Origin of the sequence: Neorhizobium sp. DAR64872/K0K18, assembly GCF_050500175.1 — a bacterium.
Lineage (GTDB): Bacteria > Pseudomonadota > Alphaproteobacteria > Rhizobiales > Rhizobiaceae > Neorhizobium > Neorhizobium soli.
In genome coordinates this window covers 1258108-1283973 of record NZ_CP191446.1, presented here as the reverse complement: position 1 = coordinate 1283973, position 25866 = coordinate 1258108, and the positions used below count along the sequence as shown (strand labels likewise).

The 25866-nt window shown below is 60.3% G+C and carries 27 protein-coding genes; 11 read left to right on the top strand and 16 right to left on the bottom strand.

Going from position 1 to position 25866, the window contains the following annotated elements:
* Positions 1–231: 231 nt before the first annotated feature.
* Positions 232–1005, top strand: coding sequence for an NAD kinase (locus tag ACQY1P_RS11560; protein ID WP_430256430.1), 774 nt, complete (start codon positions 232–234; stop codon positions 1003–1005).
* Positions 1006–1078: 73 nt separating this feature from the next.
* Here the strand turns inward: ACQY1P_RS11560 and prfB are convergent.
* From prfB to ACQY1P_RS11545, 3 genes are all read right to left on the bottom strand, one after another.
* Positions 1079–2207 (bottom strand): peptide chain release factor 2 gene (gene prfB, locus ACQY1P_RS11555; RefSeq protein ID WP_113111005.1). Its coding sequence is split into 2 segments (ribosomal slippage): positions 1079–2137 and positions 2139–2207, totalling 1128 coding nucleotides; the frame shifts between segments, so codons are not numbered across the junction.
* Positions 2208–2328: 121 nt separating this feature from the next.
* On the bottom strand, positions 2329–4806 hold the full coding sequence (locus ACQY1P_RS11550; protein ID WP_062453182.1) for a penicillin-binding protein 1A: 2478 nt from the start codon (positions 4804–4806) through the stop codon (positions 2329–2331).
* A 266-nt stretch (positions 4807–5072) separates the two neighbouring features.
* Complete coding sequence (locus ACQY1P_RS11545) at positions 5073–6236, bottom strand: N-acetylmuramoyl-L-alanine amidase (protein ID WP_062453183.1); 1164 nt, start codon at positions 6234–6236, stop codon at positions 5073–5075.
* A 760-nt stretch (positions 6237–6996) separates the two neighbouring features.
* Here ACQY1P_RS11545 and ACQY1P_RS11540 point away from each other — a divergent pair.
* The 6 genes from ACQY1P_RS11540 (at position 6997) to aat (ending at position 14309) form a co-directional block, all read left to right on the top strand.
* A complete protein-coding gene (locus tag ACQY1P_RS11540) occupies positions 6997–10083 on the top strand; it encodes an Rne/Rng family ribonuclease (RefSeq protein ID WP_430256429.1) in 3087 nt (1028 codons plus the stop codon).
* A 305-nt stretch (positions 10084–10388) separates the two neighbouring features.
* Positions 10389–11159: a DsbA family protein gene (locus ACQY1P_RS11535; RefSeq protein ID WP_062580069.1), complete on the top strand. Its 771-nt coding sequence runs from the start codon at positions 10389–10391 to the stop codon at positions 11157–11159.
* Between the two features lie 144 nt (positions 11160–11303).
* Entirely contained in the window at positions 11304–11741 is a 438-nt protein-coding gene (aroQ, locus tag ACQY1P_RS11530; RefSeq protein WP_062453186.1) for a type II 3-dehydroquinate dehydratase, read from the top strand.
* 27 nt (positions 11742–11768) lie between these two features.
* Positions 11769–12230 carry an acetyl-CoA carboxylase biotin carboxyl carrier protein gene (gene accB / locus ACQY1P_RS11525; protein ID WP_062453187.1) on the top strand — a complete coding sequence of 154 codons (462 nt, stop codon included), beginning with the start codon at positions 11769–11771 and terminating at the stop codon, positions 12228–12230.
* Positions 12231–12239: 9 nt separating this feature from the next.
* Complete coding sequence (gene accC / locus ACQY1P_RS11520; protein WP_062453188.1) at positions 12240–13586, top strand: acetyl-CoA carboxylase biotin carboxylase subunit; 1347 nt, start codon at positions 12240–12242, stop codon at positions 13584–13586.
* Between the two features lie 105 nt (positions 13587–13691).
* Positions 13692–14309, top strand: a complete 618-nt coding sequence (aat, locus tag ACQY1P_RS11515; RefSeq protein ID WP_430256428.1) for a leucyl/phenylalanyl-tRNA--protein transferase — start codon at positions 13692–13694, stop codon at positions 14307–14309.
* Positions 14310–14329: 20 nt separating this feature from the next.
* Here the strand turns inward: aat and ACQY1P_RS11510 are convergent, their stop codons facing one another.
* The 5 genes from ACQY1P_RS11510 to gatB form a co-directional block, all read right to left on the bottom strand.
* Positions 14330–14761: a DUF2155 domain-containing protein gene (locus ACQY1P_RS11510; RefSeq protein WP_062453190.1), complete on the bottom strand. Its 432-nt coding sequence runs from the start codon at positions 14759–14761 to the stop codon at positions 14330–14332.
* A gap of 86 nt (positions 14762–14847) precedes the next feature.
* Positions 14848–15246 (bottom strand): NADH:ubiquinone oxidoreductase subunit NDUFA12, encoded by a 399-nt coding sequence (locus ACQY1P_RS11505; protein WP_430256427.1) that lies wholly within the window; start codon positions 15244–15246, stop codon positions 14848–14850.
* Positions 15247–15348: 102 nt separating this feature from the next.
* Complete coding sequence (locus ACQY1P_RS11500; protein ID WP_192076777.1) at positions 15349–15810, bottom strand: GNAT family N-acetyltransferase; 462 nt, start codon at positions 15808–15810, stop codon at positions 15349–15351.
* Between the two features lie 25 nt (positions 15811–15835).
* Positions 15836–16342, bottom strand: a complete 507-nt coding sequence (locus tag ACQY1P_RS11495; RefSeq protein WP_062453192.1) for a GNAT family N-acetyltransferase — start codon at positions 16340–16342, stop codon at positions 15836–15838.
* 4 nt (positions 16343–16346) lie between these two features.
* A complete protein-coding gene (gene gatB / locus ACQY1P_RS11490; RefSeq protein WP_113167079.1) occupies positions 16347–17849 on the bottom strand; it encodes an Asp-tRNA(Asn)/Glu-tRNA(Gln) amidotransferase subunit GatB in 1503 nt (500 codons plus the stop codon).
* Positions 17850–17994: 145 nt separating this feature from the next.
* Here gatB and ACQY1P_RS11485 point away from each other — a divergent pair, with 145 nt between their 5' ends.
* A complete protein-coding gene (locus ACQY1P_RS11485) occupies positions 17995–18318 on the top strand; it encodes a DUF1294 domain-containing protein (protein WP_062580056.1) in 324 nt (107 codons plus the stop codon).
* Here ACQY1P_RS11485 and ACQY1P_RS11480 read toward each other — a convergent pair.
* The 4 genes from ACQY1P_RS11480 to ACQY1P_RS11465 all read right to left on the bottom strand — a co-directional run bounded on the left by ACQY1P_RS11480 (position 18315) and on the right by ACQY1P_RS11465 (position 21545).
* Positions 18315–18824, bottom strand: a complete 510-nt coding sequence (locus tag ACQY1P_RS11480; protein WP_430256426.1) for an N-acetyltransferase family protein — start codon at positions 18822–18824, stop codon at positions 18315–18317. The genes ACQY1P_RS11485 and ACQY1P_RS11480 overlap by 4 nt on opposite strands.
* Before the next feature lie 85 nt (positions 18825–18909).
* Positions 18910–20391, bottom strand: coding sequence for an Asp-tRNA(Asn)/Glu-tRNA(Gln) amidotransferase subunit GatA (gene gatA, locus ACQY1P_RS11475; RefSeq protein ID WP_430256425.1), 1482 nt, complete (start codon positions 20389–20391; stop codon positions 18910–18912).
* A gap of 56 nt (positions 20392–20447) precedes the next feature.
* The gene (gene gatC / locus ACQY1P_RS11470) at positions 20448–20735 is read right to left on the bottom strand and encodes an Asp-tRNA(Asn)/Glu-tRNA(Gln) amidotransferase subunit GatC (RefSeq protein WP_430256424.1); all 288 of its coding nucleotides are present in this window, start codon (positions 20733–20735) and stop codon (positions 20448–20450) included.
* Positions 20736–20840: 105 nt separating this feature from the next.
* The gene (locus ACQY1P_RS11465; protein ID WP_092662017.1) at positions 20841–21545 is read right to left on the bottom strand and encodes a metal-dependent hydrolase; all 705 of its coding nucleotides are present in this window, start codon (positions 21543–21545) and stop codon (positions 20841–20843) included.
* Positions 21546–21875: 330 nt separating this feature from the next.
* Between ACQY1P_RS11465 and ACQY1P_RS11460 the strand changes: the two genes are divergently transcribed.
* A complete protein-coding gene (locus ACQY1P_RS11460) occupies positions 21876–22175 on the top strand; it encodes an alkylphosphonate utilization protein (RefSeq protein WP_062453199.1) in 300 nt (99 codons plus the stop codon).
* Between the two features lie 9 nt (positions 22176–22184).
* The gene (ruvX, locus tag ACQY1P_RS11455) at positions 22185–22679 is read left to right on the top strand and encodes a Holliday junction resolvase RuvX (protein WP_174196000.1); all 495 of its coding nucleotides are present in this window, start codon (positions 22185–22187) and stop codon (positions 22677–22679) included.
* Here ruvX and ACQY1P_RS11450 read toward each other — a convergent pair.
* Positions 22616–22948 carry a DUF6105 family protein gene (locus ACQY1P_RS11450; protein WP_062453201.1) on the bottom strand — a complete coding sequence of 111 codons (333 nt, stop codon included), beginning with the start codon at positions 22946–22948 and terminating at the stop codon, positions 22616–22618. The two genes, ruvX and ACQY1P_RS11450, sit on opposite strands and share 64 nt — an antisense overlap.
* Positions 22945–23124 carry a hypothetical protein gene (locus ACQY1P_RS11445; RefSeq protein WP_062453202.1) on the bottom strand — a complete coding sequence of 60 codons (180 nt, stop codon included), beginning with the start codon at positions 23122–23124 and terminating at the stop codon, positions 22945–22947. Before ACQY1P_RS11445 ends, ACQY1P_RS11450 begins: the two co-directional genes overlap by 4 nt.
* Between ACQY1P_RS11445 and ACQY1P_RS11440 the strand changes: the two genes are divergently transcribed.
* The gene (locus ACQY1P_RS11440) at positions 23075–23212 is read left to right on the top strand and encodes a hypothetical protein (protein WP_156461817.1); all 138 of its coding nucleotides are present in this window, start codon (positions 23075–23077) and stop codon (positions 23210–23212) included. The two genes, ACQY1P_RS11445 and ACQY1P_RS11440, sit on opposite strands and share 50 nt — an antisense overlap.
* A 34-nt stretch (positions 23213–23246) precedes the next feature.
* Here ACQY1P_RS11440 and ACQY1P_RS11435 read toward each other — a convergent pair whose 3' ends face one another.
* Together ACQY1P_RS11435 and ACQY1P_RS11430 are read right to left on the bottom strand one after the other, a co-directional pair.
* A complete protein-coding gene (locus ACQY1P_RS11435) occupies positions 23247–23903 on the bottom strand; it encodes a TetR/AcrR family transcriptional regulator (protein ID WP_092662014.1) in 657 nt (218 codons plus the stop codon).
* Between the two features lie 201 nt (positions 23904–24104).
* The gene (locus ACQY1P_RS11430; protein ID WP_092662012.1) at positions 24105–25757 is read right to left on the bottom strand and encodes an acyl-CoA dehydrogenase family protein; all 1653 of its coding nucleotides are present in this window, start codon (positions 25755–25757) and stop codon (positions 24105–24107) included.
* Positions 25758–25866 lie beyond the last annotated feature (109 nt).

Genomic DNA, 25866 nt, shown 5'->3' with positions numbered 1-25866 from the left:
TTTCGTGTAAAGCGAAAATTCCGTTGATCGCGATAAACACTTTCGAGAAACGAGATACTCGTGGTCTACCCGCAGCCGGAATGGCTGATGAAGTACCGACGCTGCACGGAAGCGGCTTGTTCGTCCTGTCGTTTCTCCTATAGCTACCTGCTGGAAGCCGTATGTTGACGATGCGGTGTTTCAGACCTGTATTCCCTGGGCGCATGTCCGCGTCACACCAAAGGCCTTCCCATGTCGATCGCGACCGAAAAGCTCGCATTCATCGCCTCAACGGCACCCGATGCCGAGGCAGCGTTTGACGAGCTGACCCGGCTTTACGGAAACGTTCCCCTGTCGGAGGCCGACGTGGTCGTGGCCTTGGGTGGTGACGGGCTCATGCTGCAAACGCTGCACGAGACCATGCATATCGGCAAAAGGGTCTACGGCATGAACCGTGGCTCGGTCGGTTTTCTGATGAACGATTTCGAAACGGTCGATCTTCCCGACCGAATTGCGCGTGCCGTGGAAAACGAGTTTCACCCGCTAAAGATGACGGCGACCGATGCCTGGGGTGCGATATCCCACTCGCTCGCGATCAACGAGGTCTACCTGTTCCGCCAATCCTATCAGGCCGCGAAGCTGAAGGTGGTGGTCGATGGGCACACAAGGCTGGAGGAACTGATCTGCGACGGCCTGATGGTCGCGACGCCCGCCGGCTCCACCGCCTACAATCTGTCGGCGCACGGGCCGATCCTGCCGCTGGAGGCGCCGCTTCTGGCGATGACGCCCGTCAGTGCGTTTCGTCCACGTCGCTGGCGCGGTGCGCTTTTGCCAAACCGTGTCTGCGTCGACATCGAGATTCTTGAGCCCGAAAAGCGACCGGTCAACGCGGTCGCCGACAATACCGAGGTGAAATCCGTCATCCATATCCGCATCGCGCAATCGACTGAACTGACGGCACGGCTTCTATCGGATCCCGACCATTCCTGGTCTGACCGGATCTTGGCCGAGCAGTTCAACGACTGACAACGACCCCCAAGAAACGCAAACGGCCGGATCGCGAGATCCGGCCGTTTGTGATTCGTGATGCGTCCAAACCTTACTCGGCGTCGGCGCCAAGATCGGGCTTGCCGCTGATGCGGTGTGCAAGGGCAGCTTCCATGAACTCGTTGAGTTCGCCGTCGAGAACGTCGCTGGGTGCCGTGCTTTCGACACCGGTGCGCAGGTCCTTCACCAGCTGGTATGGCTGCAGAACGTAGGAGCGGATCTGGTGGCCCCAGCCGATGTCGCTCTTCGAAGCGGCTTCCGCATTGGCGGCCGCTTCGCGCTTCATCAGTTCCGCTTCGTACATACGGGCGCGCAGCATGTCCCACGCCTTGGCGCGGTTCTTGTGCTGCGAGCGTTCCTGCTGGCAGGCGACGACGATACCGGACGGAATGTGCGTGATACGCACGGCCGAGTCGGTGGTGTTGACGTGCTGCCCGCCGGCACCCGACGAACGATAGGTGTCGATGCGGCAATCGCTCTCGTTGATCTCGATGTTGATCGAGTCGTCGACCACAGGATAGACCCAGATCGACGAGAACGACGTGTGGCGGCGTGCCGCGCTGTCGTAGGGCGAAATGCGCACCAGGCGATGGACGCCCGACTCGGTCTTCAACCACCCGAAGGCATTGTGTCCCTTGACGAGAATGGTCGCGGACTTGATGCCGGCCTCTTCGCCATCGTGCACTTCCAAGAGCTCGACCTTGTAGCCCTGGCGCTCGGCCCAGCGGGTGTACATGCGCAGCAGAATGTTCGCCCAGTCCTGGCTTTCCGTGCCACCGGCACCGGAATGCACTTCGACATAGGTATCGTTGCTGTCTGCCTCGCCCGAAAGCATCGCTTCCACCTGCCGGCGGTTGGCTTCAGTGCGCAACGTCTTCAGCGCTTCCTCGGCCTCTTTAACGATCGAGTCGTCGCCCTCGTCTTCCCCCATCGCGATGAGTTCGACATTGTCGTTGAGCTGCTGATCGAGCGCTCGCACGCCGTTGATGCTGTCATCCAGCTGCTGACGCTCGCGCATCAGCTTCTGCGCTTCGGAGGCGTCGTTCCAGAGGTTTGGATCCTCTGCCTTGTTGTTCAACCAGTCCAGTCGTCTTACCGCCTGATCCCAGTCAAAGATGCCTCCTCAGCAGGCTTATGGCCTGCTTGATTTCGTCGGTTACGTTGATGATTTCCGCGCGCATGGCGTAATGCTTCTCTCGTCTTTTCGTTGTTGACCGAAGTTGCGGTGGACATAGTTGCGCCGGCCCCGGAAGTAAACCCCGGGCCGGCGCGTCGATGTCCTAGAGGACGTCAGTATGAGGATCAAAACAGGCCGGAGGCACCGGACGTGATGGCCTGCTGTGCCTGTGGCGAGGAGTCCAGGATCTGGTCCTGCGTCATGTATTCGCCGCCACCGATGACCTGGAAGACGTCGGCCGGGCCGGTTCCGGGCTTGAAGGCTTCGGTGATCGTATCCGGCTCGCCTTCCATGGCCATCATGCCCGTCTTGCGGTTGACAGCGACGAACTGCATGCCTTCCGGCACCAGGAATTTTTCAGCCGGCATATGCTTTGCCGCCGCTTCGATAAACTGACCAAAGATGGGCGCAGCAAGTCCGCCACCCGTGCTGCCGCGTCCGAGCGGAGCCGGTGTGTCGAAGCCGATATAAAGGCCGGCCACGATGTTCGGCGTGAAGCCGACGAACCAGGCGTCCTTCTCGTCATTGGTCGTTCCGGTCTTGCCGGCGACCGGACGGTCGGTCAGATGGATCTTGCCGGCCGCGCTGCCGCGCTGCACGACGCCTTCCATCATTGAGGTGATCTGGTAGGCGGTCATCGGATCGAGAACCTGCTCGCGGTTGTCGGCCAGAACGGGCTCTTCCTGGTTCGCCCAACTGTTGGCATTGCAGCCTTCGCACGTGCGCTCTTCATGGCGGAAAATGGTCTTGCCGTAACGATCCTGGATGCGGTCGATTACGGTCGGCTTGATCTGCTTGCCGCCGTTGGCGATGACCGCATAGGCGGATACCATCCGCATCACGGTCGTTTCACCGGAACCGAGCGACATGGCGAGAACAGGCAGCATCTTGTCGTAGATGCCGAAGCGTTCGGCATATTCGGCCACCAGTTCCATGCCCATGTCCTGCGCCAGGCGGACAGTCATCTGGTTGCGCGACTTTTCGATGCCGGTGCGCAGCGTTGCCGGACCGTTGCCGTCCTTGTCGCCGTAGTTGGACGGGCGCCAGACCTGGCCGCCGGTGACAATCTCGATCGGCGCGTCAAGCACAACCGATGCCGGGGTGTAGCCGTTGTCGAGCGCTGCAGAATAGACGAAGGGCTTGAACGACGAACCCGGCTGACGCATCGCTTGGGTGGCGCGGTTAAATTCCGACTGTGCATAGGAGAAGCCGCCGACCATGGCGAGAACGCGGCCGGTATTCGGGTCCATCGCGACAAAGCCGCCCTGTACCTTCGGAGGCTGACGCAGCCGGAAGGTCTTGGCTTCTTCATTGATCGGCTCGACATAGACGACGTCGCCCGGGCTCAGCACGCCATCGGGACCTTTCGCCGTCCGGCGAGAACCCTTGGCGTCGCGATAGGCCCATTTCATGGCGTCCGCGGGGATCGTTCCCGTCACGCGCTCTTCGGTCACCTTGCCGCCACCATCGGCAGCGGGACGCAAACCGATCTCGGCGGACTTGGCGGACGCGCTGATCACGACGGCAAGCTGCCATTCCGGGACATCGCGCAGGTCAGGCGCCTTGCCGTCGGTGATCGCCTTGGCAAGCGAGACACCCCAATCGGGTGAAATGTCGACCGTGGTCACCGGGCCCTGAAAACCGCGGCGTTCGTCGTAATCAAGAAGCCCGTTCTGCAGCGCGGCGCGCGCAGCAAGCTGAAGCTCGGGATTGATCGAGGTGCGGACGGACAGGCCACCTTCATAGAGCGACTTGTCGCCATACCGGCCAATGATTTGGCGACGGACCTCTTCGGAGAAATAGTCGGACGCGAACAGGTGTGTACCACTCCGGCGCTGCTTGACACCAAGCGGCTGGGTCTTGGCATCGTCGGCGTCCATCTGGGTAATGTAGCCGTTTTCGGCCATGCGATCGACAACCCAGTTGCGGCGATCAAGCGCTGCCTGCTGATGGCGGAACGGATGATAGTTGTTGGGGCCCTTCGGCAGCGCCGCGAGATAGGCTGCTTCCGCCGTCGTCAGCTCCGTCACCGACTTGTCGAAATAGGTCAGCGCTGCACCGGCGATGCCATAGGAGTTAAGGCCGAAGAAGATCTCGTTGAGGTAGAGCTCGAGGATCTTGTCCTTCGAGTAGGCCTGTTCGATGCGGAACGACAGGATCGCTTCCTTGACCTTGCGGTCCATCGTCTGGTCTGCCGACAGAAGGAAGTTCTTTGCCACCTGCTGGGTGATCGTGGACGCACCTTCCGGACGACGGCCTGAGCCGAAGTTCTGGAGATTGTTCACAACCGCGCGGCCAAGGCCGAAGATATCGACGCCGGGGTGGTTGTAGAAATTCTTGTCTTCAGCAGACAGGAAGGCCGCCTTGACTCGGTCGGGGATAGCCTGGATGGGGAGGAACAAGCGACGCTCGCGCGCATATTCCGTGACCAGTGCACCGTTGCCGGCGTGGACACGTGTGGCAACCGGAGGCTCATAGGCAGCAAGGACCGCATAATCGGGCAAATCCTTGGATACACCATTCAAATAGATGGCAACCGCTGCAGCAACGCCCAGAAAAAGGACGCAGGCCATTCCAAAGAAGTATCCAATCAATCTGATCATGTCGAAGCTACCGTTCGGCTTTCGGGTTGCTGCGCAAGGCGCAACATCGCATGGTTCTCGGCGTTTTGCACGGTGATTACGCCAGCGCAAGGCGTCGAGGATAAAAGGCGCGTTATCCGCCCTGCCTCGTGCAGCAGGGTGTAACCGTCTGAATGTGCGTAAAATAGGGCTTCAACCAAGGTATTTCCGCAACTTAGCTTGTATACGGGGATATTCCCGGGCCGTTGTTGCACGTCAGCCACGCCGCATGCGACGCAGCACTCCCCTCACCCGCCGTTGGCGACAGAGTGACCGCGATACCGATCGACGGCTGCGGCAATCAGGTCTGCAATCCGGTTGCGCCAGTTCTGATCGAGCAGAAGTTTTTCGTCTTCCTGATTGGACAGAAAACCCAGTTCGAGCAGGACGGAGGGAATATCCGGCGCGCGCAGCACCTGGAAGCTTGCCTGCCGATGCGGGTTGTTGATAAGCCCGATCTGGCCCTCGAACGACTTGACGACATTGTCCGCCATGGCGATCGAGAAGGCCTGGGTCTCGCGCCGCGTCAGGTCGAGAAGGATATCCGCCACGTCCGACGGTCCGTTCTGAATGCTGTAGCCGGCGAGCTGGTCAGAAAAGTTTTCTCGCGCCGCAAGGTTTTCCGCCATCCGGTCCGATGCCTTGTCGGAGAGGGTATAGACGGTGGCGCCGCGGATATCCTTTTGCGTCAGCGTATCGGCGTGAAGGGATATGAACAGGTCGGCGCGATGTTCACGGGCGGTCGCCACCCGCTCGGACAGCGAAAGAAACGTGTCGTCGTCACGCGTCAGAAATGCCTTCACGCCGGATAGCCGGTTCAGGCGCTCGGCAAGCGTCTTTGCGAAATCGAGGGTGATGACCTTTTCCTGCGTCTTCGTCGTCAGCGCAGTCGCACCGGCATCAATCCCGCCATGACCTGCATCAACCGCAACGGTGAAAACGCCGTCGTCGGCCATCAGTGGCGTCGGCTCCGAGTCAGTTTGCGTCGTGGCGCGCCAGTCCTGGCCTTTCAGGAGAACGGCAAATTCTTCCTTCGAGACGACCTCGGCATCGAGGACGAGGCGCCAGACGCCGTTCTCCCCCGGCCGAACATCCGCCGTCGAGAGCTTCACTGGCCGGTTGGTGGTCAGCACGATCCGGGCGCTCTGTTCATCCATGGTGCCGAAGCGGATATCCTTGAACAGACCGCGCGGCGATAGATCTTCGGGTGGAAAACCGAAGGCGGTCGCCGAGAGGTCGACAATCACGCGTTCGGGGCCGCCGACATAGTGCACTGAAAACTCAGGCTTCGATTCGAAGTCGATGACAATGCGGCTGCGTGCCGCGTCGCCGGCAATGCGGGCTCCGAATGCGAGGATCGGCTTCGTGGTTGCCGCCATCGCAGGCGCCAACGCTGCCCCAGCCAACAACATGACCAAACCAAAAGCGATTCGCCTTACGACACCGGTTGCACCGGTCGCGAAATCGTATCTGGACGTCTCATGTGATACACGCAACGCACCCGTCGGTTTGCCCACCCTCACATAAGTCCCCTAACCTGACTTCGCACATTCGGAATGCAGCAACGGCAGCCGCTGCAGCCGCATGTTTTTAACATAGCAATTTCATGCAGATCGGATGCGAATCATCTCGTCCGCCCGTTGTTTTTGCATAGAATGGCAATTCGATCGACAATATGGCAAAGGCGGCTTTTCCCTTGCTATTGTGACAGATAAACCATACAACGCGAGCGAAGGTTGAAGTGTTGACGGGATAGTCTGCCGATAGGCTGCCAGCTGATAATGATCTGGCGCCATGGACCGACAGACATCCGCCGTCGCTACGCTTCATCCTGATACACGATCCGCCCGGCGGTGGCCGGAAACATATCGGGTGGCATGCCACCCACCGCTCCATCGAGCAAATCTCATTGGAGCAAATTCATCGGGCCCCGTTTGGGGCCTATGGTAAAGTCATTCTCGTTTGGTTTTTGATGGCGCGGCACAATTTTCAGAACCGGGAGAGATCAGGGACGCCTTTGGCTCCGTCTTCTTTCCGGTTGCCCGCACAATCCCACCCGACGGGATCCTTTTTATCCGGCGGAACGACCATTTCGCATGACAAGCCTGTTGTCGGGGAAATCCTCGCGGCAGGCTTTTGTGCATTTGCTCGGCGCCGAGGAGCAGAATTTACATGGCAGACAAAATGCTTATCGACGCGTCTCACGAAGAGGAGACGCGGGTAGTCGTTGTACGCGGCAACCGTATCGAAGAATTCGATTTTGAATCGGAACACAAGAAACAGATCCGGGGCAATATCTATCTGGCCAAAGTGACGCGCGTTGAGCCGTCGCTGCAGGCCGCGTTCGTCGATTACGGTGGCAACCGCCACGGCTTCCTGGCTTTTGCGGAAATCCACCCCGACTACTACCAGATCCCGCTGGCCGACCGGCAGGCGCTGATGCAGCAGGAAGCTGAAGACCAGCGCCGCATTGCGGAAGCCGATTCGGCGGATCCTGGCGATCCGGTGGTCGATCTCTCCCAGCAGGACCAGCCGGATGTCGGCATCGTCCCTGTCAACGCCGTAGAAGAACCGGTTGAAGCTGCAGTTGAAGACGCCCCGGCTGCCGAGGACGCACCGGTTGCAGACGTGGTCGAGAAGAAGGCCAAGCCGAAGCGCACCCGCTCGCGCAAGAAGGTTGTCGAGCCGACTGCGGAAGATGCGCCAGCTACTGAAACTGTCTCCGAAGAAGAAGCGCCCTCCTCCGACGAAAACCCGTCTTCCGACGACGAGGGTTCAAAGCCCGGCGAGATGGCCGCAGTGGTCGACACCGATTCGATTTCCGAGGATGCCGGTGGGCGTGGCGGGAACGACGACGATGATGATGGTGACGACGACGATCACCACGAGAAGGAAGAGATCGAATCCGTTGGCGCCGAAGATGCCATGGAAGAGGTTCCGGATCGCATCCAGCGCAAGCCGCGCAAGCAGTATCGCATCCAGGAAGTCATCAAGCGTCGCCAGATCCTGCTCGTGCAGGTCGCCAAGGAAGAGCGCGGCAACAAGGGCGCAGCTCTCACGACCTATCTGTCGCTCGCAGGCCGCTACTCGGTTCTGATGCCGAACACGGCACGTGGCGGCGGCATTTCCCGCAAGATCACCCAGCCGACCGACCGTAAGCGTCTGAAGGAAGTCGCTCGCGAGTTGGACGTGCCGCAGGGCATGGGCGTCATCCTGCGCACCGCCGGTGCCAACCGCACCCGCGTCGAAATCAAGCGCGACTTTGAATATCTAATGCGCCTCTGGGAGAACGTCCGTACGCTGACGCTCGCCTCGACCGCACCTTGCCTCGTTTACGAGGAAGGTTCGCTGATCAAGCGCTCGATCCGCGACCTCTATAATAAAGACATCAACGAGGTCATCGTCTCCGGCGAAGAAGGCTATCGTGAAGCAAAAGACTTCATGAAGATGCTGATGCCGAGCCACGCCAAGGTGGTTCAGCCCTACCGCGACCTTCACCCGATCTTTTCCCGTTCGGGCATCGAGGCACAGCTCGACCGCATGCTGCAGCCGCAGGTGACGCTGAAGTCGGGTGGCTATCTCATCATCAACCAGACCGAAGCTCTGGTTGCAGTCGACGTGAACTCCGGTCGTTCGACCCGCGAACATTCGATCGAAGACACAGCACTCCAGACGAACCTGGAAGCCGCCGAAGAAGTGGCTCGTCAGCTTCGCCTGCGCGACCTTGCCGGTCTGATCGTCATCGACTTCATCGACATGGAAGAAAAGCGCAACAACCGCGCTGTCGAGAAGAAGCTGAAGGATTGCCTCAAGAACGATCGCGCCCGCATCCAGGTCGGCCGTATCTCGCATTTCGGCCTGCTCGAAATGTCGCGCCAGCGTATCCGCGCATCGGTTCTCGAATCGACCACGCAGATCTGCTCGCATTGCGGCGGCACAGGTCATGTGCGCTCGCAGTCGTCGGTTGCGCTTCATGTTCTGCGCGGCGTCGAGGAATACCTGCTGAAAAACACCACACACGACATCACCGTGCGGACCACGCCTGACATCGCGCTGTTCCTGCTGAACCACAAGCGCGGCAGCGTGGTGGATTACGAGAACCGCTTCGGTGTGTCGATCTTCATCGAATCCGACGTCACCATCGGTTCGAACCACTTTGCAATCGATCGCGGCGAAGCCGTCGAGAACCCGGTCAAGATCGAAAGCCTGATGCAGTTTGCGGCGATCCCAGTTGAGGACGAGGACGACGACATCATCATCGAGGTTGATGAAGAGGAAGAAGACGAGGAGATCGTCGCTGCCGCGCCTGCCGCCAAGCAGGACCGCGAGCGGACCGAAGGCGATGATCAGAACGGCCGCAAGCGCAAGCGTCGCCGGCGTCGTCGCAACCGCAACGGCGAGAAGAATGGCGAAGGCCAGACGCTCGACGCGGCAAGCGATGCCGAATCGGGTGCCGATGACGAAGACGATGAAGACGGCGACGAGAACGAAGCAGTTGCTGCCGACGGAACTGCGCCTGTCGCAGACGGCGACGACTCGGATGAGAACTCGCGCCGCAAGCGCCGTCGTCGCGGGAAGCGTGGCGGACGTCGCAACCGGACCGAAGACGGTCAGGAGCTGAACGCGTCCGACGACGAGACCGAAACCGCAGACGCTGGTGACGGTTCCGAAGCCGGTCCGGCCGAGACGGTCGCTGCTGACGCGGGTGCTGATGTCGGTTCTGAAACCGAAGCTGCGCCAGTTGACGTTGCTGCAGCGCCGGTCGAGCCTGCGCCCAAGCCACGCCGTTCGCGCCGTGGCAAGGCGTCTTCCAAGACGGAAGAGGTTTCGTCCGAAGTTGAGGCTGTTGCCGAACCTGATGCCGTCGTTGAGACTGCTGCCGAAGCTCCGGCTCCTGCCCCGGTCGAACTTCCGGTGGAAGCTCCGGTCGCAGCGATCGTCGAACAGGTCGATGCAGCCCTTGGCGAACAGACACCTGCCGAGGCCCCTGAAGCTACGCCGGCCGCTGAAGCCTCACCTGTCGCAGAAGCCCCGCAGGCCGAAGAAGCCGCGCCGGTCGCAGAGCCTGCTCCACAGGCTGTCGCTGCCGATGATGCGGACGAATCGAAGCCTGCCCGCGCCAACCGCGCCTCCAACATCTCTTCGTCCAGCGAAGCGGTGGTGAAGAGCTCCGATCCTGCCAAGGCAGCGACCGAGAGCGACGGCGATCCGGCCAAGCCCAAAAAGGGCGGCTGGTGGCAGAAGCGCGGCTTCTTTTGAGCCGTAACCCATCCTAGAAATCGAAACGGCCGCGTCTGACGCGGCCGTTTTTTTGTCTGCGGCATGTCCTCAGAAAATGATTCAAGTCGCTTGCTGATTGATTCCGGAAACGGATCTAAGGCTCTGATTGCAAGTGCTTTTTGTACCGCCTGCCCTGCGGAGTTGGCCACTGTTGCGCAGTCCCGGGCACCCCTGCCGTTTTTACTCTATCGCCTCGCGCCATGCTGGCTTAGTTTTGGCGCAAACAGACATGATGGTGCGGCGTTTCGCGCGAAGCCACGCCCAACAGACCGACGAGGAAACGAATGACCCGCCTTCTCAACCCGATACTGAAGACGCTTGCTGCCGGTTCGATGCTGGCCGCAACGGCGTTTGCCGTTCCGGCCTTTGCCCTGGATGACCAGCAGAAGAAGGAGATGGGCGAATTCATCCGGGAATATCTTATCCAGAACCCGGAAGTGATGATCGAGGTCCAGAACGCGCTGGAGGCCAAGCAGCAGAACCAGCGCGTCGACCAGTCCACCAAGGCGGTCGCGGCCAACAAGGAGGCGATCTTTGCCTCCCCCACCGACATCACGCTTGGCAATCCGAAGGGCGACGTCACGGTCGTTGAATTCTTCGATTACAATTGCGGCTACTGCAAGCATGCGCTGGCCGACATGGACACCATTCTCAAGAAGGACAAGAACGTCCGCTTCGTGCTGAAGGAATTCCCGATCCTCGGCCCGGACTCGATTGCTGCGCACAAGGTGGCCAATGCGGTGCGTCTGGTCGCCCCGACAAAGTATGCCGAGTTCCACCGCACGCTGCTCGGCAGCCGCGAGCACGCGTCCGAAGAGACCGCGCTCTCTGTCGCCACCGCGCTTGGGATCGACGGAGCAGCACTGCGGAAGTCGATGAAGGACAATCCCAACGACGATCTCGTACGCCAGGCCTATCAGTTGGCCACCGCGATCGGCATCACCGGCACGCCGACTTATGTTGTCGGAGACGAGGCCGTGTTCGGTGCTGTTGGCCTCGATACGATCGAGGAAAAGGTCGCCAATGTGCGCGCTTGCGGAAAGGCCAGCTGCTGACGGTCGAGATTTCGAGCAGGATGCTGCATTCTTGCCCGTTCGCCGGTGGATGCATGGCGTTTAGGCGCGTCAGGGGCTTTCCCTTGCCGTCCCAGCGGTTTATACGTGGCCGCTGAATTCTGGGTGGAACAAATAGTTATCGCGATGAGCAAACCGATTTTCGTCCTCAACGGTCCCAACCTCAACATGTTGGGAAAACGCGAACCTGGCATCTACGGCGGCAAGACCTTGGCCGATGTCGAGCAGGAATGTGCGGCCGTTGCTGCCGAACTCGGACTGACTGTCGAGTTTCGCCAGAGCAATCACGAGGGCGTGCTCATTGATTGGATGCATGAGGCCGGCGAGCGGGCTTCCGGTGTCGCCATCAATGCCGGCGCCTTTACCCATACCTCGATCGCCCTTCACGATGCGATCAAGGCCATTTCCGTACCGGTGGTGGAACTTCATATCTCGAATGTGCATGCGCGGGAGGAATTCCGCCACCATTCCATGATTGCACCGGCCTGCAAGGGCATCATCTGCGGGTTCGGCACGCAGAGCTACGTGCTCGCGCTGCACGCCTTGAAGACCACCATTGCCTGACAACATAACAAAACAGTAGGGTTTGCCATGTCTGAGAAGAAAGCCGGTATCGACAAGGGACTGATCCGCGATCTCGCGAACATCCTCAACGACACCGATCTCACCGAGATCGAAGTTGAGCAGGATGACCTGCGCATCCGTGTTTCACGCGCAGGCACTCCCCAGTACGTTCAGGCTCCGATTGCAGCCGCTCCGGCGCTTGCCGCCGCTCCTGCCGCCGCTGCAGCACCCGCTGCCGTAGCCGGCCCGGACCTCAAGAACGCGCTCACCGCTCCGATGGTTGGCACCGTCTACCTTGCACCTGCTCCCGGTTCACGCAACTTCGTAGAAGTCGGCGCGACCGTGAAGGAAGGCCAGACCCTCGTCATCATCGAAGCCATGAAGACGATGAACCAGATCCCCTCGCCGAAGTCCGGCAAGGTTACGGAAATCCTGGTCACAGACGGGCAGCCTGTCGAATATGGCCAGCCGCTCGTCATCATCGAGTAAGGCGATCTCATGATCTCGAAAATCCTCATAGCCAACCGCGGCGAGATTGCACTTCGCGTCCTGCGCGCCTGCAAGGAACTCGGCATCGCGACCGTCGCCGTTCACTCGACGGCCGATTCGGATGCGATGCATGTGCGCCTTGCCGACGAGAGCGTCTGCATCGGCCCGCCGCCTTCGCGTGACAGCTATCTCAACATCCACCAGATTGTTGCCGCCTGCGAGATCACCGGTGCCGACGCCGTTCATCCCGGTTACGGCTTCCTGTCCGAGAACGCGAAGTTCGCAGACATTCTGGAAGCACACGGCATCACCTTTATCGGACCGACCGCCGAGCATATCCGGCTGATGGGCGACAAGATCACTGCCAAGAAGACGGCAGTGGAGCTTGGCATTCCGGTCGTTCCGGGTTCGCCCGGCGAAGTTCTGCCTGAGAACGCGCTCGAAATTGCCCGCGAAATCGGTTTCCCGGTGCTGATCAAGGCGACCGCCGGCGGCGGTGGCCGCGGCATGAAGGTGGCAAAGACCGAGGCCGAGCTCGAGGAGGCCGTGTCCACGGCCCGTTCCGAAGCGCTCGCAGCTTTCGGCAACGATGCCGTCTACATGGAAAAGTATCTCGGCAAGCCGCGGCATATCGAGATCCAGGTCGTCGGTGATGGCGAAGGCAATGCCATTCATCTGGGTGAACGCGACTGCTCGCTGCAGCGCCGCCACCAGAAGGTCTGGGAAGAAGCCAATTCGCCGGCCCTCGATGTCGAACAGCGCATGAAGATCGGCCAGATCTGCGCCGACGCCATGAAGAAGATGAAGTATCGCGGCGCCGGTACGGTCGAATTCCTCTACGAAAACGGCGAGTTCTATTTCATCGAAATGAACACCCGTCTTCAGGTCGAGCATCCGATCACCGAAGCGATCACCAATATCGACCTGGTGCACGAGCAGATCCGTGTTGCCTCCGGAAACGGCCTGTCCGTGACCCAGGACGAGATCCAGTTCCAGGGTCATGCGATCGAGTGCCGCATCAATGCCGAGGATCCACGGACCTTCGTTCCGTCGCCTGGCACGATCACGCATTTCCACGCTCCCGGCGGTCTCGGCGTTCGCGTCGATTCGGGTGCCTATGCCGGCTACAAGATCCCGCCTTACTATGACAGCCTCATCGGCAAACTCATCGTGCATGGACGCACCCGCGCCGAATGCATGATGCGCCTTCGCCGCGTGCTGGATGAGTTCGTCGTGGATGGTATCAAGACCACGCTTCCCCTCTTCCAGGAACTGGTGGACAATCCGGATATCTTGAGCGGCAACTACGATATTCACTGGCTGGAGAACCATCTGGCCGGCGACAAGTCTCACTAGACGCTACCTACCGGATCCACACGATCCGTTAGCGGTTCATAAGATGCTGTCGACCATCCCGCGCCAGATGAGGCGCGGGATGCGATGGCCGGATCAAGGAGACCGATGGCAGGGCGTCGTGGCAAATATTACCCGGCAATAACCCCGGAAATTCTGTTGCGAGCCTATTCCATCGGGCTTTTCCCGATGGCGGAAGCAGCCGATGATCCGGAGATATTCTGGGTCGATCCCGAGATGCGGGGTATCCTGCCGCTCGACGCTTTCCACGTCTCCAAGAGCCTGCAGAAAACGGTCCGCAGAAAACCCTTCGACATCCGTTTCGACACCGACTTCGAGGGCGTCATCGCGCTCTGCGCGCAGCCGGCCGATGACCGGCCGAGTACCTGGATCAACGAGACGATCCGCAAACTCTACCGCGAACTCCACCACATGGGCCATGCCCATAGTGTCGAGGCTTACGATGGCGATGAACTCGTCGGCGGGCTTTACGGCGTTTCGCTTGGCGCTGCTTTCTTCGGCGAGAGCATGTTTTCGCGCCGCACCGACGCGTCCAAGATCTGCCTCGTGCATCTGGTGGAACGGATGAAGGCCAAGGGGTTCGTGCTGCTCGATACGCAGTTCACGACAGAACACCTGAAGACCTTCGGGGCGATCGACGTTCCGAAGGATGACTATCTCAAGCTGCTGCATGCGGCAGTCAACTCGCCGCATCTCGAATTTTGATCTGCCAGAAATCGTGAGCTTCAGTTGGTCGCGCGGGCGGGTGCCGGCACGTCGGAAGTCTGCTTGCAGCCTGTCAGCCAGACGTCATAGATTGGGTGCTCGACGGCGTTGAGGCCGGGGCTGTCCGCAAACATCCAACCGGTGAAGATGCGGCGGATCTTGCGGTCGAGTGTGATCTCGTCGACTTCGATAAACCCGTCGATCTTTTGGGCTTCCGTTTCGTCTCGGGAATAGCAGACCTTCGGCGTCACCTGAAGCGCGCCATACTGCACCGTCTCGTTGAGATAGACGTCGAATGTGGTGATGCGGCCGGTGATCTTGTCGATGCCGTTGAAGACGGCAACCGGATTTTCGATCCGCGCAGCCGAGGCATTTCCCCCTGTCAGAACCGAGACGACGGCCAGAAAGACGCCAATCGATCGTGTGCGGGGGGAAAGCTTCGTACGTGTCATTATTGGTCCCGTCTCGAAAAGGCGTCCTGGGAATGCCCGATCGAGGACTAGTTGTGGAATATGGCTAAAACAGGTGCCAGTCAGGCTCAGTTACCGGGTGTCCAGGCGTCATAGTCGCCGGTCACGCGAGGACGTTCACCATTGGCCGACAGCGAACCCTGAGGACGGTATGCAAGCGCCGAGCCGGTCAGGTTCGGCTTGTGCGCCTTCTCCCATTCGCGCGCCTTGTAGTCTTCCTTGGGCGGAGGCGTATCGGTGCGGTAATGCATCCAGCCGTGCCAGCCTGGCGGGATAGCAGAGGCTTCGGCGTAATCCTTGTAGATCACCCAGCGCTTCGGCTTACCCCAGGAGGTCATCGGACCTTCGAAATAGACGTTGCCCAATTCATCGTCGCCCACCTTCTTGCCATGGCGCCAGGTAAAGAAACGCGTGCCCATGGTTTGGCCGTTCCACCAGGTGAAGATCTGCAGCAGGAGATTTTTCATGGGCTTGTCCATAGGATTGGCAAACAGGTGACCAGTCGAACTGGCTCCACCGCTTATGCCGCCAGACAGCGATGATGTCCAGCATTTCCGAGATTTCGAGGTCTATTTGAACTTCATCTTGAAGCCCGCGTGGCTCTTTGCAAAACCCAGCCGCTCGTAGAAGCGATGGGCATCCGTGCGAGCTGCGTTGGACGTCAGTTGCACGAGGCGGCAGTCGCGCCGCTTTGCCTCTTCGATCGCGTAACCGATCATCTGCGCGCCGATGCCCTGCCCGCGCATGTCGGGTCTTGTCTGCACGGCTTCGATGATCATCGACAGCGAGCCGCGGCCGGTCAGCGTTCGGTTGAAGAGAATCTGGAACGTGCCGACCACGTATCCGTCCCGCTCGGCGACGAAGAGCTGCTCGTTCTGGGAAGCGTCGATCATGTTGAAAGCACGCAGGTAATCGTCGTAGGCGTCCGCATCGGTCGTATCGCCGTGACCACCGACATCGTCGGCCGCAAACATTGCGATCAGCTGGGAGAGGTCCGATTCGCGAGCCCTGCGAATGATGATGCCGTCCATTTCACCCTCCCCTGATCCGACCCGTCTAAAGCGACTGGAGCCGCTTTTCCATGATGATCGCCGGCAGGCCGGAATTTGGCGCACCCCATTCCTCCATGCGGTCGACCTCGGCAAATCCGAGACGCTGGTAGAAGGAGGCGGCACGCACATTCGGCAGCGACACCTCGACCCGCATGATTTCCGCATCCGGGAAGCAGGTCTCGATTTCGGCGAACAGATCCCGACCGATGCCGTCATTCTGGCAGGCGGGCGCGACGTAGAGCTGATGCAGCATCACCGTCTTTGCCATTTTCGGGTATACGGCGGCGTAAGCGATGCCGCCGATCTTGCTTCCATCGTCGGCGACGAGAAACTCGCCATCCTTCTTGATCAGCCTAGTGCGGATCGCGACCGGCGAATGCCAGTTGCGCACCATCTTCTCGACGGCGTCTGCACCGTAGAACGGGTCGTAGGACTGATGAAACGTCTCGGCGAGAAGGACGCGGATCTTCTCCACGTCCTCGTCGCCCGCTGTGCGAATGAAGTAGACCAACAGGTTAGTCCTCGATGCCCAGCTTGGCCTTGACCAGGGCCTGGACGGCCTGCGGATTAGCCTTGCCGCCGGTCGACTTCATCACCTGTCCCACGAACCAGCCGGCAAGCGTCGGCTTGGCCAGAACCTTGGCGACCTGATCGGGATTGGCGGCGATGATGTCGTCCACGGCTTTTTCAATGGCGCCGGTATCGGTGACCTGCTTCATACCGCGGCTCTCGACGATGTCCGCCGGGTCACCGCCTTCGGAAAAGACGATCTCGAACAGGTCCTTGGCGATCTTGCCGGAGATGACTTCCGACTTGATCAGATCGATGATGCCGCCAAGCTGGGCGGGAGAAACCGGAGTCTCTTCAATGCCTTTGCCCGCTTTGTTCAAGGCGCCCAGCAAGTCGTTGATGACCCAGTTGGCCGCCATCTTGCCGTCGCGTCCCTCAGCCACGGCTTCGTAGTAATCGGCGATCGCCTTCTCGGACACCAGAACCGAGGCGTCATAGATCGAAAGGCCAAGTTCAGCCACGAAGCGGGCCTTCTTGTCGTCAGGCAGTTCCGGCAGGTCCTTGGCAAGCTCTGCGACAAACGCGTCGTCGAAGACGAGCGGCAGCAGGTCCGGATCCGGGAAATAGCGGTAGTCATGCGCGTCTTCCTTGGAGCGCATCGACCGCGTTTCACCCTTGCCCGGATCGAAGAGACGGGTCTCCTGGTCGATCGAGCCGCCGTCCTCCAGGATGGCGATCTGGCGACGGGCTTCGTATTCGATCGCCTGACCGATGAAGCGGATCGAGTTGACGTTCTTGATTTCGCAGCGCGTGCCAAAACCTTCGCCCGGACGACGGACGGAGACGTTGACGTCGGCGCGCATCGAGCCCTCGTCCATGTTGCCGTCGCAGGTGCCGAGATAGCGCACGATCGAGCGCAGCTTCGTCATATAGGCCTTCGCCTCGTCGGACGAACGCATGTCGGGCTTCGACACGATCTCCATCAGAGCGACGCCGGATCGGTTGAGATCCACATAGGACATGGTCGGATGCTGGTCATGCATCGACTTGCCGGCATCCTGTTCCAGATGCAGGCGCTCGATGCCGATCTCGATATCTTCGAACTGGCCCTGACGGTCGGGACCGAGCGAGATGACGATCTGGCCTTCGCCGACGATCGGATCCTTGAACTGCGAGATCTGGTAGCCCTGCGGAAGATCCGGATAGAAATAGTTTTTGCGGTCGAAGATCGAACGATTGTTGATCTGCGCCTTCAGACCAAGCCCGGTGCGGACAGCCTGGCGGACGCATTCCTCGTTGATCACGGGCAGCATGCCGGGCATTGCCGCATCGACCAGTGAGACGTTGGCATTGGCAGGCTTGCCAAACTCGGTCGAAGCGCCGGAGAACAGTTTTGAATTGGAGAGAACCTGGGCGTGCACCTCCATGCCGATGATCACTTCCCAATCGCCAGTGGCGCCGGGAATGAAGCGTTTCGGATCGGGCGTGCGGACGTCAACTAGGGTCATCTTATGCTCGTTCGGGCTTAGTTTCGAAGTGCTTTGTGGGTAGAGCAAATGTTGGCGAGGTGCAAGCGTAGGCCAAGGCTTGCCGGGTGAAACATCTGATACCACCGAGGATGAATCTTAACCGGAGCGCAGTTAGCTGGGGTTCATGACCCTCAACCTTGCGCTGACACTTCTCGTTCTCTGCATCCTCGTCAACGCAGTCGTCTTTTCCGTCTACTGGATCGACAAGCGGGCCGCCAGGAATGGACGCTGGCGGGTCAGCGAAACAACGCTCCTCCTGCTCGCATTTGCCGGCGGAAGTCTGGGCGCCGTGGCGGCCCAGCGCGTGTTGCGCCACAAGACGCACAAGGAGCCGTTCAGGACCATCCTCAAAGCCATCGCCACGCTGCATGTCTTCCTGGCTGTCGTGCTGATCCTTGCGGTGTCCGGAATGCTGGCATCGATCTGGACGCTGCTCGTCGGCGTTTAAAAATTCGGCCCGTAAGTGCCCGGATCGTCGGAGACGAGTTGCTTGGACAGTCCCATGGACTGGATGTCGCGATCGATCTTCGGCTGATAGGCGCTCGAAAGCCAATGGACGCTGTATCCCTGCTTTTCGAAGAAACCGACTGCCCCGTCGTTCTGCGCATGGGTCTCGACCCGCGCCATATCGAACCCGCGACGAACGATATCGGCCTCGATATCGGCGAGCAGCGCCTTTCCGAGCCCCTGCCCCTCAAACTGCGGGTCGATCCAGAAGTCGGTGATCAGGTCGTCGCGATTCTCGCAGGCAGCCCAACCGGCGACCGTGCCGTGGGCCTCGATCACCAAGATTGTCAGCCAGGACGAGGAAACGAAGTCGCGGAATGCGGCAAGCGCACTTTCGCGCATGCTGGACGGATCGCCAACGGCGCCCATCGCTTTTTCCCAGCTGAACAAGCCGATCTGAACTAGCGCGGCTTCGTCGTCCTGGCGTGCGTTGCGGATGAGTGGCATGGCGTCCCCTGTTTCAGGAACAGTAGATCATCGGCCGGCGATTCGGGCTAGCATCGCATTGGGTGGGGCAGAGGCCGGACAGCCGCTACCACCATTTCGCAGGCGTGAACTTGCCTGCCGCCTGTTCGATCACATGCGCTGTGCGGAACAGGGTTTCCTCATCGAACGGCTTGCCGATCAGCTGCAGGCCAAGCGGCAGGCCCTTCTTGTCGAGACCGGCCGGTACGGCGATGCCGGGGAGGCCTGCCATGTTGACCGTGACGGTGAAGATGTCGTTCAGGTACATTGCGACCGGATCGGCAGCGAGTGCCTCATCGGCGATGCCGAAGGCCGATGACGGCGTTGCTGGTGTCAGGATGGCGTCGACACCGGCATGGAAGCAGAGTTCGAAATCGCGCTTGATCAGCGTCCGGACTTTTTGCGCCTGCAGGTAGTAGGCGTCGTAATAGCCGGCTGACAGGACGTAGGTGCCGATCATGATGCGGCGCTTGACCTCGGTGCCGAAGCCGGCCGCGCGGGTCTTTTCGTACATGTCGGAAATGTCCTTGCCATCGACGCGCAGGCCGTAGCGAACGCCGTCATAGCGGGCAAGGTTGGACGAGGCTTCGGCAGGCGCCACGATGTAATAGGCGGGCAGCGCGTATTTTGTGTGCGGCAGCGAGATATCGACGATCTCGGCACCGGCATCCTTTAGGTAGGCAATGCCCTTCTGCCACAAGGCTTCGATGTCTTCAGGCATGCCCTCGACGCGGTATTCCTTCGGAATGCCGATCTTCATGCCCTTAACCGACTGGCCGAGCGCTTTCTCGTAATCCGGAATTGGCAGGTCGACCGAGGTCGTGTCCTTGCGGTCGACGCTTGCCATCGACTTCAGCATGATGGCGGCATCGCGCACGTCACGCGCAATCGGGCCGGCCTGATCGAGCGAGGATGCAAACGCGACAGTACCCCAGCGCGAGCAGCGACCGTACGTGGGCTTGATGCCAACGGTGCCGGTAAAGGCAGCGGGCTGGCGGATCGAGCCGCCGGTATCGGTTGCAGTCGCGCCGGCGCAGAGATGCGCGGCAACGGCAGCGGCAGAACCACCGGAGGAGCCGCCCGGGACCAGCTGAGTGTTCGAACCTTCGGCTTTCCAGGGATTGACCACCGGTCCGTAATGCGAGGTCTCGTTGGAGGAGCCCATGGCGAACTCGTCCATGTTGAGCTTGCCGAGCATGACGGCGCCGTCATCCCACAGGTTCTGAGTGACGGTCGATTCGTATTCGGGCTTGAACCCGTCGAGTATATGGCTGCAGGCCTGGGTGTGGACGCCCTTGGTGGCAAACAGATCCTTGATGCCGAGCGGAATACCTTCGAGCGCCCCAACTTGACCCGAAGCGCGACGGGCATCGGATGCCCCGGCCATCTCCAGCGCCATCTCGGGCGTAACGGTGATGTAGGCGTTAAGGACGGAATTTGCAGCGTCGATGGCGCCGAGATAGGCGTTGGTCAGATCGACGGAGGTGAATTCCTTCGATGCCAGTTTGTCGCGGGCTTCGGCAATGGTCAGGCTGGTCAGGTCGGTCATGATTTTCGTGCTCTCGAAAGGCTAAAACGGGTCGGCGGCGCTCAGGCTCAAGCGGCTTATTCGACGACCTTCGGCACCATGAAGAAATTGCGGTCGGTTGCGGGCGCATTGGCGACGATCTCGTCTGCCTTGTTGCCGTCGGTGACGACGTCGGCGCGCAACCGCATTTCCATCGGCATCACCGAGGTCATGGGCTCGACGCCTGCGACGTCCACTTCCGAGAGTTGCTCGACGAAATCGATGATCCCGTTCAGTTCGCCAACCATGCGATTGGCCTCATCCTCCGTAACCGCAATACGGGCGAGGCGCGCGACGCGCTTGACGGTGGCGAGATCGACGGACATGGCAGGGCTCCGGTGGCAAAATTCACCTTCGCTATAATGGCCATGTCCGTCCTTCGCAACAGGCAGGGCGCCGGTTTCCTGGCGCGCTGCAACTGAAATGCCTGTTCAGCAGGTCAGCGTCACGCCGACGCCCGGCACCTCGACGGCGGTGCGGCTGCCTTCCATGCCCTTGACGAACTTGTCGGGTGTCTGCTCGATGATCGGGAACGTGCCGTAGTGGCAGGGAATGGCGTGCTTGAAATCGAAGAAGCGCTGGCAGGCAACGGCTGCGACAGCACCGCCCATGGTGAAGCGGTCGCCGATCGGCACGATGCCGATATCCGGCTGGTGCAACTCGTTGATGAGTCCCATGTCGGTAAAGATATCCGTATCACCCATGTGCAGAACCGACATCTCGTCGTCGAAATGCAGCATCAGTCCGTTCGCGGAACCGAGCGAGTGGGACACGCCGAGCTCGTCGATCTGGCCGGACGAATGGAGCGCCTGTGTGAAGGTCGCGGTGAAGCCCTCGAAGCCGACTGTGCCGCCGGTATTGCCCATCTCGAGCTTCTCGACGCCTTTTCCACCCAGCCAGGAAGCAAGATCGGCGTTGGCCAGAACGATGGCGCCCTTTTCCTTGGCGATCGCGACCGTATCACCGACATGATCACCATGACCGTGGGTGAGAAGGATATGCGTGACACCTTCGGTCACGTCTTTCAGATCCTGGCCGGCAAAGGTCGGGCTATGAGTCAGGAACGGGTCGATCAGGATCTTTGCCTTTGCCGTTTCGATGCGGAAGGCGGCATGGCCGAGCCAGGTAATTTTCATGGGGAAGTGTCCTTGAGGATGGCAAAAAGAGAGGTGATGACACCAAATCAAAATTCATAGATGGAACTTCGAAAGGGAGGTTTCAAAGCACCGAAAGCGGATGAGACTCTGAACTCAGTTGTCTCACCTCACACCTCATCAAATAACGCGGCGCTTTCACATTTCAAAGGTCTAGGACGATGATTGCGCGAGCAGCGCCCGTATCGGAATTGACACACAGGCGGCGCCACGTTGCCACGGACTTGCCACTGGGTTAAGCGGTCGCATCCCGATATGATCGTTGCATGCTCGCTGCGATTGCGTCACATCCGAACCTCTGAGGAAACCGACATGGCCGACGACGATTATATCTACGACGAGGCTACAGGCGAATGGCTGTCTGCAGCCGATGCGGCTGCGAAGGCTTCCGCTGCATCCGAGGTGCGTGACTCAGCCGGCAATATTCTTGCCGATGGCGATGCAGTCACTCTCATCAAGGATCTCAAGGTGAAGGGAGCCGGTCAGACGCTGAAACAGGGCACCGTCATCCGCTCGATCCGGCTCACCGACAATCCGGAAGAGATCGATTGCCGCCACGATGCGATCAAGGGCCTGGTGCTGCGCACCGAATTCGTGCGCAAGAAAACCTAAGGCCGGCATATGGCAATCCTCACCATCGCAGAACTCGCCGCGACACTTGCGCCCGGCAAGGCTGTTGCAGGGCTCGACCTCGGTACCAAAACCATCGGGCTTGCGATGTCCGATCTCGGCCGGCGGTTTGCCACGCCCCGCACCGTCATCAAGCGCGTCAAATTCACCAAGGATGCCGAGGTTCTGCTGGCGTTTGCGGAGAAGGAGAAGGTCTCGGCCTTCATTCTGGGCATGCCTATGAACATGGATGGTTCGGCCGGGCCACGCGCCCAGGCAACCCGCGCCTTTGTGCGGGCGATGTCGGACAAGACTGCCATTCCTTTCGTCTTCTGGGACGAGAGACTATCGACGGTCGCGGCCGAACGGGCACTTCTGGAGATGGACGTGTCGCGGGCCAAGCGCGCCGAACGCATCGATTCGGCGGCCGCGAGCTTTATTCTTCAGGGTGCCTTGGACAGGCTTTCGTCCCTTGCCAGAGAAACCGGCAACGACGTCCCCACCTGACGGCTACGCCACCAGGCTGCAATCTGCTTGCGCTTGCGGAAGGCGATGATGGCGAAAACGACAAGACTGTCGAATGCGATTGCGCGCGCAACCAGGGGCGGGATGGTTTCGGGCGGAATTCCGAGGACGTCGCCATAGACCTGAAAGACCAGATCATGGGTCTGACGGGTCAGCATGAAGAAGCCGAAGCTCATGTCGTAATAGGAAAGCCCGTACCAGCTGCCCAGCAAAAGCACGGGCCCTGCCCACAAGATCAAGAGCAACTTCATGCGGTTTCGCCTTCTGGTTCCGCTGGAGACAGGTCCAGCGTTACGACCCATCTCGACAGCGCCATCAGGCTGAGGACCAGAGCAGGAATGGCAATGTCGAGCGCCAGCACTGCGAAGATCGTCGTCATGACGATCAGCAATGCGATGCTCGTTGTGGAAGTTGCATTCTTGCCCATGGACGGCCGCGATTTGGTTAAGAAATCATTAACCAGAGATTTAGGCCGCATGGCGAAAGCTGCAATTCAAAACGCCAAACATGGTTAATTTCCAGAGCGTCGCTGTGGAGAACGTCTGCTGCTCAGCCGTAGATGGCGCGAACCAGGCGGCGGACGGAAGACGCTACCTTTTCCCAGTCTTTCTCGGACTTTAACGGTATGCCGGCGAACTGGCCGCTGACGGCAGACGAGACGACCAGATGCTGGATGGCGGCAAACAGGATGGCATTCGTGGTCGCGACATCGACACCCTTCGGGGGTGTGAGCGAGCCGCGCATCTTGTCCAGCCACTTTGAGAGAGCCTTGGTGCGTGATTCGGTCAGACGCCGCACCTGTGGCGTATCCTGCGAGACTTCCCAGGCGACGATCTTGCAGACGAGCGGATCCTCGCGCAGCGCATCCATGAAATAGATGGCGAGCTTTTCCATCAGGTCGCCGTAGGTCAGAAGAAACATGCCGCCGGTATCTTCGGGAATGCGATCCTTGACCCAGTTGCCGAGATCGGCGCCGATCGCGTCGATGAGGCCGTTCAGCCCGCCGTAATAGCGATAGATCAGTTGCTTGTCGCAGCCGGCGCGCCGTGCGACCGCATTGACGCCGAAGCCTTGAAACCCTTCCTCGGCCAGCAGCGTGCGGGCAGCAATGAAGATCGCCCGCTCCGTCCCGGCCCGGTTGCGCGGACGTATGGCCTGAGCTGATGCAGCACCGGTCTCGGTATTCGTCTCGGCTATCTGAAGCATCGCCCGCCTGTCTCGCAACTCTTTGTTAACTGTTGCGATACCCCGTCGTTTCCCATCATCGCAAGCGCCACACGGACGCCGTGCACAGGATAGAAGACCGAAACTGGCGCATGCTGCGTTACACAAGAGATAAGTGGGGACGCGGCTGTGCACGCCCTGGCCCCACAGGCAGTCTTCGTCTCGCCTGGCGGTGACTTCCTCTTACGCCGCCGGCGGGTAGAGAAGATCGACGATGTAGCGGGCATCAAAGCGGGCATCGAGCATGCCGTAGGTCGAGCGCCAGCCGCCCGCGAGACGGGTTTCGAGGAAGGCATCGGCGATCTTGCCGGCACCGAGGCGCGCAAGCTCTGCGGCACCGGCCGCCAGCGCCAGCTGTTCGATCAGAAGCCTCGCAGCACCCTCGTCGCGCTCGCACAGCGCCATCGCGGCACGCAGAACTTCCACGGTCTTCTTGCCCGATGCGCCGAGATCCCGCTCAAAACCGGCCAGAACCGTGTCGAACAGATCGCGTCCTCGCGACAGCACGCGCAGAACGTCGAGCGCCATGACGCTGCCCGAGCCTTCCCAGATCGCGTTGACCGGAGCTTCGCGGTAGTGCCGGGCAATCGGACGCTCCTCGACGTAGCCATTGCCGCCAAGGCATTCCATCGCCTCAGCGATCAGCGATGGCGCGATCTTGCAGTTCCAGTATTTGATGACGGGCGTCATGACGCGCGCATAGGCCGCATCGCCGGGATTTCCGCGGGCGCGATCGAACGCGTCGGCCAGCCGGAACGACAGCGCCGTTGCAGCCGCGACATCCAGCGCCATATCGGCGAGCACGCGCGTCATCAGCGGCTGATCGATCAGGTTCTTGCCGAACACGGCACGACCGCGGGTATGATGGACCGCTTCGGCCAGCGACGCGCGCATCATGCCGGCAGACGCGACAGCACAATCGAGACGGGTCAGAGTCACCATATCGAGAATGGTGCGGATGCCGCCGCCAGACTCTCCGAGCAGATAGCCGAAGGCGTCCGTGAACTCGACTTCGGACGATGCATTGGAGCGGTTGCCGAGCTTATCCTTCAGCCGCTGGAAATTCAGCCCGTTGGCCGAACCATCCTCGAGGAGCCGCGGCACGAGGAAACAGCCGATTCCCTCATTTGTCTTTGCCAGCATGATAAAGCCGTCGCTCATCGGCGCCGACATGAACCACTTGTGGCCGGAAAGGCGGTAGATCCCCTCGCCCACACGCTCGGCGGTAGACCGGTTGGCGCGCACGTCGGTGCCGCCCTGCTTTTCGGTCATGCCCATGCCGACCGTGATGGCGGACTTCTGCATGGCCGGCCGATTGGTCGAATCGTATTTGCGCGACAGAACTTTCGGCGCCCATTCCTTGTGGACGCGTGGGGAAGCCATCATCGCCGCAATCGAAGCGCTCGTCATCGTCAGCGGGCACAGATGGCCGCATTCCAGCTGGGCGGACAGATAGAAGCGGGTGGCGCGAACCTTGTGTTCGTGGGCACGCTGCTCCGGAATGGTCTCCCAGATCGACGAATGCAGGCCGCTTTGCATCGAGCGGCGCATCAGGGCATGCCAGGCAGGATGGAACTCGACCGTGTCCTGCCGCTCGCCGCGCGGACCGTGGGTGCGCAGTTTGGGCGGATTTTCGTTCGCCATCCGCGCCAGTTCCTGGGCTTCCGGAGAGGTCACGTAATTGCCGAGCTGGTCGTATTCGTCGCGGATCGCGCGGTTCAGATCGCCGGTCAGGTCGACCACAAGGGGATCGGAGCGGTAGGCATTGATGCCGGACCAGGGCTTCGGCTGGTTCAGTTCACCAAATTTTTCTTCATCGCGCGACATGTCGTTCATGGGGCGGTTCTAGCGGAAGTTAAAGGGCGTGGGAACGGCAGCACAGAAGGAATTCGATGGTTCTTCACAAAAGCTGACGACCGGCGCATAGTCCATACTGGCACAGAGC